The sequence below is a fragment of the Paenibacillus lupini genome, assembly GCF_011761355.1.
Taxonomy (GTDB): domain Bacteria; phylum Bacillota; class Bacilli; order Paenibacillales; family Paenibacillaceae; genus Pristimantibacillus; species Pristimantibacillus lupini.
Map to the genome: position 1 here is coordinate 85,853 of NZ_JAASRW010000002.1, position 16,875 is coordinate 102,727.

The window sequence follows — 16,875 nt, forward strand, 5'->3', positions numbered from 1 at the left end:
GGTGATCATTCATGAGGCATATGCTTTCGAAGCAAGAATTGCTTCACAATTCTTTTAAGTTGATGCTTACGAAGTATGAATCATCACAATGGCCAGAAGCTGGCCATTTGGGTGATCATTCATTTGAGGAGGCAAGAAGATGAATAAGGCCAGAATGGCCCTGCTGACCGCATGCTGTCTGGTTGGGATCATGCTTGCCGGATGCTCGGATTCCACATCGGGCAAACAGGCGGGAGAAGCCGAGCAAGCCGCAATGGCGTTTACGCAGGGAAAGGCTTTGAGCGCGTCCTTCAGTGATCCCCGCTTTGCCGACATGAAAGGGGTGGCCGAGAATGATCAACTTCAGTTATTCGCAGATGATCAGACTGGTGCTATCGCTGTTCTTAATAAGCAAAGCGGAGATGTTTGGCGCAGTAACCCACCCGGCAGCAACGGGGATACTCTTGCTGCCGGGGTAAATAAGGACTTATTATCAGCTCAGATCAAGCTGGACTTCTACAATAATTTCGGTCAGCTTAACTCGATTAATTCCTATTCGGACAGCGTAGTTAACAAACAGATCAACATGGAGAAACTTCCGAATGGTCTCAGCGTTACCTATCAATTCGGCAAGGCGGAGAAAACGCTTGAAGATATGCCCAAGATGATGACTACTGAGCGGTTTGAGGCATTAAACAAGAAGCTGGACAAAACGGGACAACGTGCGCTAAAAATCGCCTATAAAGAAAATAAGGAACAGACGGCGTATGAACGAAATGACAGCGCGTTAAACGGGCTTCAGCTTGACCGGGCACTAAAAGCGATCGAAGCTGCCGGCTATTCGGAGGAAGATCTGAAGAAAGATATGGAGGAGCTTCATTTCTCTCAGGAGAAAACAGCCCCGAGAATATTCGAAGCTACACTTGAGTACACCTTGGACGGCAACAGTCTGATTGCTACCGTCCCGGTGAAAGATATTCACTACCCCAAAGAGTATCCGGTAAACAGTGTATCCTTCCTTAATTTCTTTGGAGCAGGCGGGACAGACGAGAAAGGAACGATGCTTGTTCCTGACGGCTCCGGTGCACTTATTAACTTTAACAGCGGAAAAACCAGATACCCTTCTTATCAGCAGCTTGTCTATGGTCAAGACAAAACAATGGCAAGAACAGAAGATGCTGCAAGAGAAGAGGCAGTCAGACTTCCGGTATTCGGTATCATTCGTGAGAACAGCGCTTTCCTTGGCATTATAGAGCAAGGGGAATCAATTGCAACGATTAATGCGGATATTAGCGGCAGGCTGAACAGCTATAACTACGTTTACCCAAGTTTTAATGTCGTCAATAAAGGCGAGGTAACGTTGGATGCCAACGGTCAGCAGCGTTCTCTTCCGAAGTTCCAGGAAAATCCGATGAAGTCTGATTTTGTTGTTCGATATGCCTTCCTGAACGGGAAGGATGCCACTTATCAGGGAATGGCCAGCTATTACAAAGAGTACCTGGTCAATAACAAAGCTTTGCCTGTTCGGGAGAAAGCTGCAGTTGAGGATAACATTCCATTCTACCTCCAACTGGACGGAAGTATTACGGATAAAAAGCATTTTATGGGCATTCCGTATCGTGCGCTAGAGACATTGACTACCTTCAGTGAAGCTAAAGCGATTATCAATCAGATGAAGCAGCTGGATATTCATAATATTAAGCTGAAGTATGCCGGATGGTTTAACGGGGGGCTTGATCATAAAGTGCCCAAATCTATTTCGGTAGACAGTGAGATCGGTGGAAGCAAAGGGCTGAAGGACTTGGCATCGTTTGCTGCAGGCAACGGGGTTACGCTTTATCCAGACGTAGCGCTCCTGACGGCAAATAGTGGCGCGGATTTTGATGAATCCAAATCGGCATCCAGAACGCTAAGAGGGAACCCTGCAGCGATTTATCCGGTAGACTTGGCTTTAAATCGGCGAGATATTAACAAATCTCCATCTTATATCGTTTCGCCTCGGCTTGTTGAGAGCTATGTAGATTCAACTTTGAAAGCGATCAGTAAATTTAATACGGATGGCATTTCGCTCAGGGACCTTGCCGATCAATTGAACAGTGATTACCGGAAGCATGATCAGATCGACAGAACAGAGTCCGAGAAGATATCCAAGGCGGCACTAGCGAAGCTGCAGGATGGGAATCTGCAGGTGATGGGTAACGGCGGTAATGCTTATGCGCTTTCCTACTTATCTGACCTTACTGATGCTCCGATGGGTAACAGCGGCTTTAAGCTGGAGGATGAGCAAATTCCGTTCTATCAGATGGTTGTCCGCGGATTTGTGGATTATACGGGAGCTCCTTATAACCTGTCCAATTATACCAATGAGAAGCAATATATTCTGCAGTGTCTGGAGTATGGCGCTAATGTGTATTTCGAATGGATCTATGAGCCGAATTATTCGGTGAAGGACACCGATCATAACGAGCTGTTTGCGGTGAACTACAAGCTGTGGATTGACAAGGCTGCAGGCATGTATCAAGAGGTGAACAAGGTTCTGAAGAGTGTCCAACATGAGCCGATTACAGGACATGAGAAGCTGCAACAAGGCGTTTATAAGACGGTGTATGGAAATGGCATGTATGTCATTGTCAACTATAACCACTCACAAGTGACGATAGAAGGCAAGACCATTGAAGCTGAGAGCTACATGACGGGTGGTGGCCAATCTTGAAACTGATATCCAAGCTCGGCATGAAGAATAGAACCTATGCAGAGCAAAAGGCGCTGCTCGGATTTCTGTTTGTATTGCCTTGGCTGCTAGGGTTCATCTTCTTCTTTATTATTCCGCTGGTCAACTCTTTCCGATATAGTCTCAGCAAGATTGAAGCAAATTCATCCGGTATGAAAATCAGTTTCATCGGCTTTGAGAACTATATCAATGCTCTGACCGTGAACACAAGCTTTAACCGTACGCTGACGGAGTCCATCATTAACATGGTTGTTAATGTCCCGTTAATTGTAATATTCAGCTTGTTCCTGGCCGTTCTGCTTAATCAGAAGTTTATTGGCCGTTCCATTGCGCGTTCGATCTTTTTCCTGCCTGTTATCCTAGCTTCCGGTGTAATTATGACGCTGGAGACATCAAGCCTGGTTCAAGCGGTTAACGATCAGAACCAAGGCTCCGGCGGTGCTATTCATGCTTTAGGCGCATATGAGCTGGCGGGACTAATGCTGGATGCAGGCGTAAGTGAGAGCATTGTTAATTATTTGACTAGTGCGGTAGAAAGAATCTACCTGATCGTCAGCCAATCAGGGGTACAGATTCTTATCTTCCTGGCAGGCATTCAGACTATCTCCCCGCAGCTGTATGAAGCTTCCAAAATGGAAGGGGCAACAGGCTACGAGGCGTTCTGGAAAATTACGTTCCCGATGGTCAGCCCTCTAATTCTAGTTAATATGATCTATACCATTATTGATTCCTTCTCTAGGAACGAAATGACAGATCTCATTAAAGAGACGGGGTTTACCAACTTTGACTTTGGACTTAGTTCGGCAATGGCTTGGCTTTATTTCGTGTCAATTATGCTGATTCTGCTGATTAGTTCCTATATCGTTTCGAGGAAGGTCTTCTACCAGGAATAGAAAGAAGGTGAGTTCGTTGATTATAGCCCGATTGTTATCCTTTGAAAGCTGGAAGCGCTGGATTTGGTCGTTCGTCCGACTTGTCTTGATTGCCGGACTTTCGTTTGTTATTTTATACCCAATCATTCAGAAAATATCTACTGCTATAAAAGCAAAAACGGATCTATATTCACCCATTGTCGTGTGGATTCCCGAGCATTATTCGCTTGAGAACTTCAAGAATGCGATCTCCATTATGGACTACTGGAAGACGCTCCTGAATACATTCACGCTGTCGGCTACAACGACAATTCTGACGGCTCTCTCTTGCGCGCTGGCGGGATATGCCTTTGCAAGATTGAAATTCAAAGGCAGTAACCTGTTGTTTGCCGGTGTTATCCTAACGATCATGGTCCCACCTACAACGATACTTATACCGATGTATCTGAATCTGAAAGACTTCAGTCTGATGGGGATTATTCCTCTTATTACCGGAAAACCTGTCAATTTGCTGAATTCCTATTGGCCGTTTATCTTAACCTCCATAACAGCAAATTCCCTGAAAGCCGGATTATATATTTTTATCTTTCGGCAGTTCTTCCGGGGCATTCCGCGGGAGGTCGAAGAAGCAGCTTATATGGATGGAGCGAGTGTCGGTCAGACGTTCCTGCGAATTATGCTTCCTAATGCGATTCCTTCCATTATTACGGTACTGCTCTTCTCGTTTGTTTGGCAGTGGAATGACAGCTTTTTTACGACAACCTATCTCACCTCGAGCAATGTCATGTCAACGCAGCTTTCGTCCTTGCCTTATAATCTGTCTATCGTTCTTGGGAATGACGCATCAGCGAAGGATCCGTTCTACTTAAGTATGGTGCAGGATACAGGGATTCTGCTTGCTATTCTGCCTCTTATCATTATGTATCTGTTCGTGCAGCGATACTTCGTCGAAAGTATCGAGCGGACAGGACTTGTTGGGTAAAATAGGGTTGGGGATTCACCTAGTGGGAAATGGCTGGACACAGCATTCTCACTAGGTGTTTCTTATTTCAAAAGAAGAAGGCGGGTTTCTTATGCTTCAAGTACGTAAGAAAGTTTTTTTTGCTATTATTCTCTCTGCAGCTCTCCTCGCTGTAATCCTACTAGTACTAGCGTTGAACAAATCCGGAGAAACCGATCAGACTGCTGAGGCTCCTGTTCAAACCACGGAACAACCAGATTCCGTAACACCACAAGAACCGAAACGCAGTACAGAGCCGTCTAAGCAGCCGGCTGAAGCCGCAGCGCCTTCCATTCAGAAGGATATACCGTCGCTGGCGGCAACCTTCAAGAATGATTTTGCCATTGGAGCTGCTCTTGAGCCGAATCAGACGAGCGGATTATCGGCAGATCTGATGAAGAAGCAAGTGAATATGCTAGTCGCCGAAAATGCGATGAAGCCGGCTTCCATCCAGCCGGTAGAAGGGCAATTTAAATGGGATCAGGCGGATCTGATTGTCGCTTTTGCCAAGGCGAATGGGATGGCTGTCCGCTTCCATACCCTTGTATGGCACAGTCAGGTGCCGGACTGGTTTTTCCTGGATACACAAGGGAAAGCGATGGTAGATGAGACAGATACCAAGAAGCGTGAAGCCAATAAGAAACTTCTGCTGGACCGCCTGGATGCTCATATCCAGGCCATTGTTAGTCGCTATAAGGATGATATTCAATATTGGGATGTCGTTAACGAAGTAATTGAGCCTGCAGATCCAGACGGCATGCGGAACAGCAACTGGTATAAAATAACGGGAACCGACTATATTGCGACAGCCTTCCGGGCTGCAAGGGAAGCGGGAGGTCCTGGAATTAAGCTGTATATTAATGATTATGGAACCGATGATCCGAAGAAGCGGGATCGACTGTATGCCTTGGTAAAAGAGATGCTCGATAAAGGTGTTCCGATTGACGGTGTTGGCCATCAGACCCATATTAGCATTTATAACCCGTCAGTAATGAATATTATTGATTCTATGAAGAAATTCAAGGAGCTGGGGCTCGATAACCAGATTACCGAGCTTGATATGAGCCTCTATAACTGGAATGACCGTTCCGATCTTGGAGCTGCTGTACCGGATGACATTCTCCAGAAGCAGGCACAGCGATATAAGGAGCTGTTCGAAGCATTAAAGACCAACGCAGGACTGGTCAGTGCCGTTGTATTCTGGGGGATCGCTGACGATCATACCTGGTTAAGCACATTTCCGGTCACTAGGACGGAAGCACCGCTTCTGTTTGACAAGCAGCTGCAGGCGAAGCCTGCATTCTGGGCGATCGTAGATCCTTCAAAGCTCTAGTACAAGGTGTGGCCGCTCCAAGAGGAGCGGCCTTTTTTGCTCGATTAGAAAGGTGAAAAGTAACGTAAAATTACTCATCATCTTTAAGAAACCAAACCTTCGTAATGATATCATCTTCTATTTCATACATGGCAACGGCCTCCAAACAGTTGCGATCATATTAGGGTATGTTATGATAATCAGGTTTTTAAGGCAGTTTCCCTAGCCGTATTGTGAGCCAGTCTATGCAAGTGGTTGTTTTTCTTATGTTTACTAATATATTTGATCTGAATATCAACCTCGGGATACATACGTTTGAGATTGTCTAGAACCGATAATAGTTCATCTCTTCCTTGTTTTTCAACGTGCTGCGAAAATTTTTCTTGATTTAAGAGATGCGAAATGCGGATACAGTCGGTAAATATGACGGCGATTTTTGGCTGATGTTCCACTAATGCTGCAGCAAGTGTTTCTAGACTTAGAATGATCGCCATTAATTCGCCGTAGTTCGAACCTTGATCCCGTGTAATCGGCAGTTTCTTGGCTGTTATGCTTATCACTCGATTAAACACCATACAACAAGCTGCTCCGTAAACGTTACGCGAAGCGAAGCCGGCGTAATCGCAATAAAGAAACATCGTTCCTTTATTTAAAATATATGGTCTCAGCTTAGGGCTCGTAAAGGCTTTTTTGACCAGCAGGTCATTCATTACATCCATGAGCAGCGTATCTCCTATTAATAGATGGAACAAGTAATTAGTACTCGATCAGCATAACCGAAGGTATACAATTTAAACCTGCGCAGTACAAAACCGATACACTGCTGGATAGCGGAATTAGATCCCGTTATAATTGGAATTATCAGTTTTTAACCAAGATGTCGTTAACATCTTACTATAAAAAGATAAATATGGAGGGAACTTATGGAACAGGTGAAGATACCAGGTACAGAGCTTACGAGTTCATCGCTCGCGCTTGGCGGTGTGCCGTTTGGCAGCACATTGGATGAGAAGAAGTCTTTTGCACTCATGGACGCGTATGTGGCAAACGGCGGGAATATGATCGATACAGCCGAGGTGTATGCGAATTGGCTGCCGGGTGAAAAAAGCATCAGCGAATCCACGATTGGCCATTGGATGAAGGTGAGAGGCAACCGTAATAAGTTGATCGTGACGACTAAGGGAGCGCATCCTCGTATGTCGACGATGCAGATCTCTCGTTTATCGCGTGAGGAAATTTCAGAAGATGTTGAAGGAAGCCTGAGGAGATTGCAGGTAGACACCATCGATTTGTACTGGCTGCATCGTGATGATCGAGATCGCAATGCTGGTGAGATTATGGAGACTTTGAATGACCTGGCTAAAGAGGGGAAGATCCGATATTTCGGCTGTTCCAACTGGACAACGGAAAGGATTCTAGAAGCTCAGCTTTATGCTGAATCTCATGGACTTCAAGCTTTTAGTGCGAATCAGCCGATGTGGAGTCTAGCTTCCGTTGATCCCTCAAAAAATGAAGATCCAACTTTGGTTGTCATGGATGAGAATATGTTCAAGCTGCATTGCGACACAGGTCTAACTTCCATTCCATATTCCTCACAAGCGCAAGGTTTGTTCACCAAGCTTAATGAAGGCCGGCTCTCCTTTAACAATGACAGCGTGGCAGCCATTTATCGATCGAATTCCAATCGAGAAAAATTTGATCGGATTCGTATCCTCGCGGAGTAGAAGGGAATTACGGTTAGTCAAGTTGCCCTAGGTTACATGCTGTCACAGCCGTTCCCAACTATTCCGATCATCGGCTGCCATACACATGATCAGCTTGAAGATTGCTTGAAGGCTGATAAGGTCCGCTTTACTGAAGCGGAGATGAAATACCTGAGCTTACGGGATTAAGGGATAACCGATGTGTTTGTTGTTGTAAAAAGGATATAATAGAATGACTGCCTTAATAGGTATTATTCTTATACATCATTGGAGGATTACATGTCCTGGAGTAAATTGAAGCAACAATTGGAGAGTTTTCTCTGTCCTGCATTAATTGGGAAGGTCGAATATACGGCAACCAGCTATCGTTATTCACCCGATAAAGCAGGTCATTGTTATATTGCCGTAGACAAAAAGAACGTACTTAATATGAGTGATGCTACGACATTAATCAGATGGTATCAAACGGAGATGGAAATTAAGAATGATCCAGATCTCTATATTCCTATTACCACTCAAGAAATTGAAGCGGTCAGAAAAGGTGCCAAGGGGCCGATTCCGGAGGATCGTTTAAAAATAATGGCTAGAGGCAGAAAAATATCTGAACTTGCAAAGGAGCTTATTTCAGCGCAGTCAACATTAAGTAAATCAAACTTTACAGTTGAAGCTACTAAGTTTCTAGCCAGTTCTATTGAGGAAAGCCTAGAGAGCAATAATATCTTGTTAAATATTCTGGCGTTAGTTGACAGACGAGTTGGAAAAAAGCGGATTGTAAACATGAAGGATACAATAAAGCTAAAGCATCCAAGTGTGCAGTATTTTTATGAACTACGACTTAGTACGTTTTGAGAAATCTATAAATGAACCTCTATGGAATGAGCCAATCGTTGTGACATCACAATGGTTGGCTCATTTTTATTGCCATGAATGATAATGGTTGGTTAAGCGCTTTATATTTTTTTGGATTCATATTTTAAACCGCTTTAAAAAATGACATTCTTTCAAATAAAGCGCATACAATTTACAAAAAATTAATATATCGGAGGTGAGCCTTGGGGTCTTACTAGCAGCCAAGAATCGGTTCATAGCAAGAAAGAAGGGGAGCGCAGCATAGTCGATACAAGCAAAGTTCACGAATGGAGGGGTTCATGTGAGGAGACAGCGGAAGCTTCTAGCTGTTCTATTAGTCATCCTTTCTATTATTTCGGCAGGGTGCACGAATAACAATAATTCACCGGCGCCGTCGAACTCGGCCGGAGAGCCGAGCAACGACAATAAGGGCACGAACAAGGAGGAAGACAAGGGAGGAGGCGGGGGTGCGGGCACGACAGCAGCCAAAGAAGCGCCAATGCTAGCCAAGCTCGCAGCAGACGGCACGCTCCCTCCGCTGGCGGAACGCCTCCCGGTCCAAGCAGACGTCATGGTAGAGCCCGTGGTCAACGAAATCGGACGGTATGGCGGCGATTGGACGATGGCCTGGACGGGGCCTGGCGACAAGTGGTCCGTCGGACAGCCGACGGAGGAGGCGCTTTTCCGTTTCAACAAGGATGGCAGCGGCGTAGAACCGAACGTAGCCAAAAGCTATGAGGTCAACGAAGATTCGACCGAATTTATTATTCATCTTAGAGAAGGTATGAAATGGTCCGACGGAGTACCTTTTACAGCGGACGACGTGTTGTTCTATTGGGAGCACATGTTGACAAAGGAAACCTTCGGCAAGGCGATCTATGATGCCTATTATTCGGTTGATCCGGTTACGGGAGATAAGGCTCTGGCCACGGTAACGAAGGTGGACGATTACACGTTCAAGGTTGTTCACAAGTACCCGAGCGTACAGTTTCTTGAACGTGTCGCGATCGACAACAAGTGGTTTTTCGCGCCGGCCCATTTCCACAAGACAATCCTGCCCGAGTTTGTCGGCGAGGACAAAGCACTGGAGATCGCCAAGCAATGGGGCTTCGAGGATACGACAGCCTTCCTGAAGGAAACCGGTTATTATTACTGGCTTTACCCGCAGATCCCAACGCTCCGGCCATGGGTGGCCAAGAACGATCCGAACAGCGATCAGTTCATCATGGAGCGGAACCCGTACTATTGGAAAACAGACAAGGAAGGCAATCAGCTGCCCTACATGGACCGAATCGTCGCAACGAAAATTCAAGATCCGAGCCAACGGGTTCTTGGCACGCTGGCGGGCGACTTTAACCTATCTACGTTCGGAGCGCAGGATTTCACCGTACTGAAGGAAAACGAGAAGAAGGGTGATTTCCGTGTCATCACTTGGCAGCAGCCGGCTTGGATGACTTCGGGTATCCAGCTCAACCAAACGATCGACGATCCAAATCTTCGTAAATTGTTCCAGGATATCCGCTTTAGGGAGGCTCTTTCAATTGGGGTTAACCGCACTGAAATTACAGAAATCGTGACGAATGGCATCGCGGATCCAATCCAGGCCTCCGTTCAGGAAGGGCTTGTCGGCTATCAGGAAGGCTGGGCGGACCAATGGTCAAGCTTCGACCCCGAGCGGGCTAACTCACTGCTCGACGAGATTGGATTAACGAAGCGCGACAAGAACGACTTCCGGTTGTTCCCGGATGGCAAGGATGTGACCCTCACCATTATGGATTCTTCAGAGGATAGCGCCAATTACACCGAGCTCCTCAAGAAGTATTACGAGGATATGGGCATTAAGACAAACGTGAAGCTCGTTGATCAGGCGACGCTGCAGGAGCTGAAATATTCGAATCAGGTGCCGGTGAGCATTGAGAACATTTCCGTTGTGAACGTCGCATACCGTCCCGACGCGCTTGTGCCGCTTCGAGTCCTGACCCCGTGGTATGGACAATACGGCTTGTACGTTTCATCGGGAGGTAAGGAAGGCATGAAGCCGGAGGGTGACATCGCCAAAATTCTAGAGTACTGGGATCAGATTAAGGCGGCAGGAACGACCGAAGAGATTAACAGGCTCGGCGACGAGATCGTCAAGCTGCATATGAAAAACCAATGGGTGATCGGATACGCCGGCCCGACGCCAACCTTGATCGCCGCTTCGAACAAGATGGGCAACATCCCGGAGGATCTGATCTGGGCTGACGAGTTCCGTTCGCTTGGAGCGGCCCACCCCGCGCAGTTCTATTTGAATCCATAACTTTATTTTACATGCATACCGCAAGGGGGAGCGGTGGCTTTCCCTTGCGGCGGCATGTTCATTCTAAAGATAATTCATTCAGGCAACGAAGAGTGGTGAAAGGGAAGGGAGGATAACAGGTGCTACAGTATACGTTGAAGCGTATTTTGCTGGCTATCCCGGTCGTGTTTTTCATCTCCGTTATCGTGTTCTATATCATACAGCTGCCACCCGGCGATTACGTATCCAATTACGCGGCTGAGGCTTCAGTTGCAGGAGAGATATTCACGCAGGAAGACATGGATGCGATGCGGGCGGATCTCGGTCTTGATCGTCCCGTTTACGAGCAGTACTTCATTTGGGTGAAGGACATCGTATTGTACGGAGACTTTGGGTTCTCCTTTAACTATAACAAGCCTGTGCTAGACGTGATTGAACAATATATGGGTCTGACGTTAACCGTATCTTTGGTCACAATGGCTTTCCAATATCTTGTGGCCATTCCGATCGGAATCTACTGCGCGGTCAAGCAATATTCGGTAGGCGACTATTTCTTCTCCGGGCTGAGCTTTCTCGGAATGGCGACGCCGCATTTTCTGATGGCCGTCATACTGATGTTCCTCTCCTATACCTGGTTTGGCGACCCGCTGCTCGGTTTGTTCTCCGCCGAATACGTAAATGCGCCGTGGTCAATGGACAAGGCTGTCGATCTGGCAAAGCATATGGTCATACCCGTCATCGTCATCGGGTTGTCTGGGACGGCGGATTTGATTCGCGTTATGCGGGGTCAGATGCTGGATGAGTTAAATAAGCCGAACGTCATTACGGCAAGAGCGAAAGGCTTATCGGAGGGAAGGATATTGTTCAAGTACCCGACAAGGGCTGCTCTGAACCCGATTGTCAGCACGTTCGGCTGGTCGCTTACGTCGATCTTCACCGGATCCACGATAACGGCGATCGTTCTTAATTTGCCGATTCAAGGGCCGGTCATGTTTAATGCCTTGCTTGGACAGGACATGTATCTGGCGGGGACTTGGCTGCTGTTCATGGCTCTCTTGACGGTGCTCGGAACATTGATTTCGGACATTTTGCTCGCATGGCTGGATCCAAAAATCCGTACAGAATTCAGGGGAACGTAGACAATGAAACTACTGCCGGTATTCGGAAGACGACAAGAGTCTGGCGATGAGCCAGCTGTGGACAAGGACGCGAACTATAGCTCGCAATGGCGGCTTATGTACGTAAGGTTCAAGAAGCATAAGCTCGCCCGAATCAGCTTGATCGTACTGGCGCTTTTATATGCGGGAGCGTTATTCGCCCAATTTCTAGCCCCCTACGGACTGGAAAACTACGACAGCAAATACGTAAACGCCTCGCCGATGAAGCTGCGATTCGTCGATACGGAAGGAAAGTTCCATATTCGGCCATTCGTATACGGGCTGAAGTCGGGGCGCGATCCAGAGACAATGCGCAAAATCTTTACGGCTGACACGAAGAAGAAGTATCCTCTTCAGTTATTTGTTAAAGGGGAGCGCTACAAGTTTCTCGGCCTCATACCTTCCTCCACGCATCTAATCGGTGTCGAGGAGCCCGGTCGTCTCTTTCTGCTCGGCACGGACTCGCTTGGCAGAGACTTATTTTCCCGCATTTTGCTAGGAAGCCAGGTATCGTTAAGCATTCCTCTGGTTGGGGTTGGCATCAGCTTTGTATTGGGCTTGATTATCGGCGGAGTTTCCGGCTATTTCGGAGGCTGGCTGGATGCCGTCATTCAACGGGTTATCGAAATTATACGCTCCTTCCCGACGCTTCCGTTATGGATGGCGCTGTCCGCGGCGATTCCACCACGCATTCCGGTCGTCCGAATGTACTTCTATATCGTTATCATCTTCGCGTTTATTGAATGGACGGGACTAGCGCGGGTCGTACGGGGCAAGTTTATCTCTCTTAAAAACGAGGATTACGTCGTTGCAGCCAAAATCGCCGGCGTCAGTGACGCGAAAATTATCGCCAAGCATTTGCTGCCCGGCTTTATAAGCTACCTGGTCGTAGCCACGACGCTGGCAATTCCCGGGATGATTCTGGCCGAGACCGCTATGAGCTTCCTCGGGCTTGGCATTCGGTCACCCGCCACCAGCTGGGGCGTGCTGCTGCAGGAAGCCCAGAAGATCGATAATATTGCTCTTTATCCATGGAAAATCATTCCGCTCGGCACGGTTATTCTCACCGTCTTGACGTTCAACTTTTTGGGCGACGGCCTGCGCGACGCGGCGGATCCATACAAAAGGTAGGTCAAAATATAAGGTTATAGCGAGGGGATACCTATGACAGCAGAAGCCGCTCAACCGCAAATGCCACTTCTCCGTGTTCGGGACCTGAAAATTCGGATTCAAATGGATAACGGAGTGATGAATGCGGTGGACGGGGTCGATTTCGAAATCCGCAGAGGCAAGACATTAGGTCTCGTAGGCGAGTCAGGCTGCGGTAAAAGCTTGACGAGCCGGGCGCTTATCGGCATTAATCCGAAGGAATGCGAGACGTCCGGGACGATCTCTTATCGGTCGTCGTCGATAGAACCCGAGGCGAAGGAGGAACCGCTGGATCTGCTTACGCTGGACCCAAACGGCCGTAAGATCCGTTCTATTCGCGGGCGGAGGATCGCAATGATCTTCCAAGAGCCGATGACGGCTTTCTCGCCGATGTACACGATCGGAAATCAGATTATGGAAGCGATATTGATCCATCGGACCAAGAACAAAAAGGAAGCGAAGAAGATTACGCTCGAGATGCTGAGCAAGGTCGGTATATCGGATCAGGAAAAGCGATTCGACCAGTACCCGCATGAATTCTCAGGCGGGATGCGCCAACGGGCGATGATCTCGATGGCATTGTCATGCAACCCTGAGCTGCTGATCGCCGACGAGCCGACGACAGCGCTTGATGTGACGATTCAAGCACAGGTGCTGGAGCTGATGAAGCGGCTGCAGCAGGAATTCGGGATGGCGATCCTGCTGGTGACGCATGATCTGGGCATCATCGCGGAAATGTGCGATGAGGTTGCCGTTATGTATCTTGGGAAAATCGTCGAGCAGGCGCCAATGAAGGAGATTTTCCGTAATCCGAAGCACCCTTATACGAAAGGACTCTTACGCTCGATGCCTAGACTTGGCGGCAATAAGACGAAACGGCTGGAATCGATCGAGGGTTCGGTTCCGATTCCGATCAATATGCCGCCGATGTGCGGCTTCTACGAACGCTGCAAGGACCGGATCGAAGGCGTATGCAATATGCGGTCCGTGCCCGTGACGCAAATTTCGGGCAGCCATACAGTCAGATGCTTCCTATATTCGGACCAGCAGGGAGGGGATAACGATGGCGAAGCCCATATTGGAAATTAAAAATCTCAATAAGGATTTCAAAGTAAAGTCCAAGAAGGCATTGTTCGCGAAACCGGTATCCGTGCGCGTACTGCAGGATGTTTCCTTTCAGCTGCTGGAGGGGGAGACGCTGAGCATCGTCGGGGAATCCGGCTGCGGCAAGACAACGCTGGGCCGGTGCATCGTGAGGGGCATGAATGCCACCTCCGGCGAAGTCGTCTACCGTACGGAGGGTGGAGAGGCCGTTGATTTTCTTAAACTAAAAGGCGCCGAATCGAAGAAGTTCAGGAAAGACGTTCAGATGATTTTTCAGGATCCTTACTCCTCACTAAGCCCGCGGATGAGCGTGTACGATATCATATCCGAGCCTCTGATCGCCAACTTCAAGCTGCCCAAATCGGAGGTAGAGCGGAAGGTGTCGGCCATCGCGGAGAAAACGGGATTAAACGTCAGCTATCTTAAACGTTATCCGCATGCCTTCTCCGGCGGACAGCGTCAGCGGATCGCCATTGCCCGGGCATTAATTACCCAGCCGAGGCTTATCGTATGCGATGAAGCGGTATCCGCGCTGGACGTGTCGATTCAAGCCCAAATCATTAATCTGTTGAAGGATCTGCAGGAGCAATATAAAATCACTTATATATTCATCTCGCACGATCTATCGATCGTCGAGAACATTTCTGACCGCGTGGCGGTTATGCATTTGGGCAAGGTGGTGGAGATGGCTGGCGTAGACTCCATGTTTAAGCAGCCCAGACATCCGTATACCGAGGCACTTCTCTCCGCCGTGCCGCAGCCGGATCCGGATCTGAAGAAGGATAGGATCGTCCTGGAGGGGGAGGTGCCTAATCCAGCGAATCCGCCAAGCGGCTGCCACTTTCATCCTCGCTGCGCATACAAGACGGAGAAATGCGTCAAGGAAATACCCGCATTGCGGGATATCGGAGACAACCATATGGCGGCATGCCATTACGCAGAACAATTAACATTAAGGGGGGCAAGGCATGAACGGTGAACTAGCGCTGAACAATGATCTGAAAGAACTTATTATTTTTCTTGATTGTGGAGATACGATTATCGATGAAGGAACGGAAGTGCGCGACGAGCACGGCACAGTTATAGAGGGGAAAGTTATTCCAGGAGCCGATGAGATGGTTAGAACTCTAGCGGAGCGTGGTTACCGGCTTGCGATCGTAGCCGACGGTTTGGCCCAATCGTTCAAAAATTTATTAACGATAAATGGCCTATACGATTACTTCGAAGTATTGATCTACTCCGAGCAGTTGAAGGTCGAGAAGCCAAGTCCGCGCATGTTCAGAGCGGCTATGGGCGCGATGGAGCTTAGCGAGCAGGATAGGAGCCGGATCATCATGGTCGGAAACAACTTGTCGCGCGATGTCAGGGGAGCCAATCAGGCCGGCATTACAAGCGTGCATCTGAACTGGACCTCACGTTACCCGAAGACATCGCTTGATCCCGCGGAGCAGCCGGATTACACGATCGAGCAGCCGCTTGCGCTCGTGGAACTTGCGGATCGTTTGAATGAGGAACTCGCTTTGAAGAAGCGGGTTCAGGCTTAAAGGGAGCAGCAGCTAACCATGGCGAAAATCGATGATGTGGCGCGTCTTGCCGGCGTATCCAAAGGAACCGTCTCCAACGTGTTCAGTCAAAAGAGGCCGACCAGCAAGAAAGTGACGGAAAGAGTGCTTAAGGCATCCAAGGAACTGAATTACGTTCCGAATCACATCGCGAGAAGCCTGGTGACAAAAAAGACGATGGCGATCGGGCTAACTATCCCGCACGGCAACTTCTTTTTCAGCGCCTTTCACAACCAATTTATTAACGGCGTCGTGCTGGAGGCCTCCCGGTTCGGCTACAGAGTGCTGCTCGATATGCTTCCGATGCTGGAGGTGAGGACGCCTTCCTTGGCCAGCTACCCCATCGACGGCGCGATTGTGCTTGGGCCGACGGAGGAGGATGAAAGGATTCGCTTGCTTCACTTTAACGGCATTCCCTTTGTGACGGTAGGCAAAATTTTTAATGCGCAGGTAGAGGAAGCTCCTACGGTAAACAACGATAACGCTCGGATCGTGCATGACATTTGCGATTATTTGATTGCCAGAGGACATAAGAATCTCATGTTTCTGAACGCATCGAAAGGGACGACCGTCTCCATGGAGAGAAGAACGGCATTCATGGAAGCGCTGGCAAAGCATCGGCTCCTTATGCGGGATTCTGTGCACCATTACAAGCCGCACATCCAATCGGATCATTATTTGCATTACGGCTATGCTGAGACGATCCGCGTTATCCGGGAAAGCAGCGAGAAGGTGACGGCGATCATTGCGGACGACGACCGAGCAGCCTTCAACGCCATGAATGCGATTAAGGATTTGGGCCTGCGCATCCCCGAGGATATCTCCCTGTTTGTCATATGCGGCGATCTTTCGATGATGCACCAGACAATGCCGCCGCTGACCGGTATGGATTTGCAGCCCTCCGAGCTGGGGGCGCAGTCCGTCAAGCTGCTTATGCATAAGCTTGGCATCAGCAACGAGGGCGATTACCCGGACCATTTAATCATCGAAAGTAAAATCGTCGAGGGAGCTTCCTGTTCTTCGATAGAAGGAGAGTGGCAAGGTTGAAACGGCTAATGGTAGGCGCCCGCCCATACGGGAAGCGGCGCAAGTCCAGGCGCGGAAGCCGGAGATGATGCTTGGTTTCCTAACTACATAGTTCAAGATTAACCGACCACTGTCTCTGACGGCGGGCGGTTT

General features: G+C 48.4%; 15 protein-coding genes. 14 read left to right on the top strand and 1 reads right to left on the bottom strand.

Annotated features, from left to right (window positions below; translation table 11 throughout):
• The first annotated feature begins 139 nt into the window (after positions 1-139).
• The 4 genes from FHS17_RS06185 to FHS17_RS06200 all read left to right on the top strand — a co-directional run bounded on the left by FHS17_RS06185 (position 140) and on the right by FHS17_RS06200 (position 5,915).
• On the top strand, positions 140-2,692 hold the full coding sequence (locus FHS17_RS06185; RefSeq protein ID WP_167276727.1) for a DUF5696 domain-containing protein: 2,553 nt from the start codon (positions 140-142) through the stop codon (positions 2,690-2,692).
• Positions 2,689-3,603: a carbohydrate ABC transporter permease gene (locus FHS17_RS06190; RefSeq protein WP_167276731.1), complete on the top strand. Its 915-nt coding sequence runs from the start codon at positions 2,689-2,691 to the stop codon at positions 3,601-3,603. The genes FHS17_RS06185 and FHS17_RS06190 overlap by 4 nt, the downstream gene beginning before the upstream one ends.
• Before the next feature lie 16 nt (positions 3,604-3,619).
• A complete protein-coding gene (locus FHS17_RS06195) occupies positions 3,620-4,564 on the top strand; it encodes a carbohydrate ABC transporter permease (RefSeq protein WP_167278159.1) in 945 nt (314 codons plus the stop codon).
• A 91-nt stretch (positions 4,565-4,655) separates the two neighbouring features.
• A complete protein-coding gene (locus FHS17_RS06200) occupies positions 4,656-5,915 on the top strand; it encodes an endo-1,4-beta-xylanase (RefSeq protein WP_208420250.1) in 1,260 nt (419 codons plus the stop codon).
• A gap of 179 nt (positions 5,916-6,094) precedes the next feature.
• Here the strand turns inward: FHS17_RS06200 and FHS17_RS06205 are convergent, their stop codons facing one another.
• On the bottom strand, positions 6,095-6,613 hold the full coding sequence (locus tag FHS17_RS06205; protein ID WP_167276734.1) for an RNase H family protein: 519 nt from the start codon (positions 6,611-6,613) through the stop codon (positions 6,095-6,097).
• 204 nt (positions 6,614-6,817) lie between these two features.
• On the opposite strand from FHS17_RS06205, the gene FHS17_RS06210 reads away from it, so the two are divergent.
• From FHS17_RS06210 to FHS17_RS06255, 10 genes are all read left to right on the top strand, one after another.
• Complete coding sequence (locus FHS17_RS06210) at positions 6,818-7,618, top strand: aldo/keto reductase (RefSeq protein ID WP_167276737.1); 801 nt, start codon at positions 6,818-6,820, stop codon at positions 7,616-7,618.
• Positions 7,619-7,624: 6 nt separating this feature from the next.
• Positions 7,625-7,786, top strand: coding sequence for an aldo/keto reductase (locus FHS17_RS31200; protein ID WP_424992009.1), 162 nt, complete (start codon positions 7,625-7,627; stop codon positions 7,784-7,786).
• Between the two features lie 90 nt (positions 7,787-7,876).
• On the top strand, positions 7,877-8,446 hold the full coding sequence (locus tag FHS17_RS06220; protein ID WP_167276743.1) for an SF0329 family protein: 570 nt from the start codon (positions 7,877-7,879) through the stop codon (positions 8,444-8,446).
• Between the two features lie 301 nt (positions 8,447-8,747).
• Entirely contained in the window at positions 8,748-10,745 is a 1,998-nt protein-coding gene (locus FHS17_RS06225) for an ABC transporter substrate-binding protein (protein ID WP_167276747.1), read from the top strand.
• A 119-nt stretch (positions 10,746-10,864) separates the two neighbouring features.
• Positions 10,865-11,863: an ABC transporter permease subunit gene (locus FHS17_RS06230; RefSeq protein ID WP_167276750.1), complete on the top strand. Its 999-nt coding sequence runs from the start codon at positions 10,865-10,867 to the stop codon at positions 11,861-11,863.
• Positions 11,864-11,866: 3 nt separating this feature from the next.
• The gene (locus FHS17_RS06235; protein WP_167276754.1) at positions 11,867-13,012 is read left to right on the top strand and encodes an ABC transporter permease; all 1,146 of its coding nucleotides are present in this window, start codon (positions 11,867-11,869) and stop codon (positions 13,010-13,012) included.
• Positions 13,013-13,045: 33 nt separating this feature from the next.
• A complete protein-coding gene (locus FHS17_RS06240; protein ID WP_279590335.1) occupies positions 13,046-14,119 on the top strand; it encodes an ABC transporter ATP-binding protein in 1,074 nt (357 codons plus the stop codon).
• Positions 14,094-15,113 (top strand): ABC transporter ATP-binding protein, encoded by a 1,020-nt coding sequence (locus tag FHS17_RS06245; protein WP_167276758.1) that lies wholly within the window; start codon positions 14,094-14,096, stop codon positions 15,111-15,113. The genes FHS17_RS06240 and FHS17_RS06245 overlap by 26 nt, the downstream gene beginning before the upstream one ends.
• On the top strand, positions 15,103-15,678 hold the full coding sequence (locus tag FHS17_RS06250) for an HAD family hydrolase (RefSeq protein WP_167276762.1): 576 nt from the start codon (positions 15,103-15,105) through the stop codon (positions 15,676-15,678). The genes FHS17_RS06245 and FHS17_RS06250 overlap by 11 nt, the downstream gene beginning before the upstream one ends.
• Before the next feature lie 18 nt (positions 15,679-15,696).
• Positions 15,697-16,743, top strand: coding sequence for a LacI family DNA-binding transcriptional regulator (locus FHS17_RS06255; protein WP_167276766.1), 1,047 nt, complete (start codon positions 15,697-15,699; stop codon positions 16,741-16,743).
• Positions 16,744-16,875: the final 132 nt, after the last annotated feature.

What these genes read in the sequence shown, in the direction of transcription:
- FHS17_RS06185 (WP_167276727.1), top strand. Translation starts at nt 140, where the DNA reads ATGAATAAGGCCAGAATGGCCCTGCTGACCGCATGCTGTCTGGTTGGG.
- FHS17_RS06200 (WP_208420250.1), top strand. Translation starts at nt 4,656, where the DNA reads ATGCTTCAAGTACGTAAGAAAGTTTTTTTTGCTATTATTCTCTCTGCA.
- FHS17_RS06205 (WP_167276734.1), bottom strand. Translation starts at nt 6,613, where the DNA reads ATGGATGTAATGAATGACCTGCTGGTCAAAAAAGCCTTTACGAGCCCT.
- FHS17_RS06210 (WP_167276737.1), top strand. Translation starts at nt 6,818, where the DNA reads ATGGAACAGGTGAAGATACCAGGTACAGAGCTTACGAGTTCATCGCTC.
- FHS17_RS06220 (WP_167276743.1), top strand. Translation starts at nt 7,877, where the DNA reads ATGTCCTGGAGTAAATTGAAGCAACAATTGGAGAGTTTTCTCTGTCCT.
- FHS17_RS06235 (WP_167276754.1), top strand. Translation starts at nt 11,867, where the DNA reads ATGAAACTACTGCCGGTATTCGGAAGACGACAAGAGTCTGGCGATGAG.
- FHS17_RS06240 (WP_279590335.1), top strand. Translation starts at nt 13,046, where the DNA reads ATGACAGCAGAAGCCGCTCAACCGCAAATGCCACTTCTCCGTGTTCGG.
- FHS17_RS06245 (WP_167276758.1), top strand. Translation starts at nt 14,094, where the DNA reads ATGGCGAAGCCCATATTGGAAATTAAAAATCTCAATAAGGATTTCAAA.
- FHS17_RS06250 (WP_167276762.1), top strand. Translation starts at nt 15,103, where the DNA reads ATGAACGGTGAACTAGCGCTGAACAATGATCTGAAAGAACTTATTATT.
- FHS17_RS06255 (WP_167276766.1), top strand. Translation starts at nt 15,697, where the DNA reads ATGGCGAAAATCGATGATGTGGCGCGTCTTGCCGGCGTATCCAAAGGA.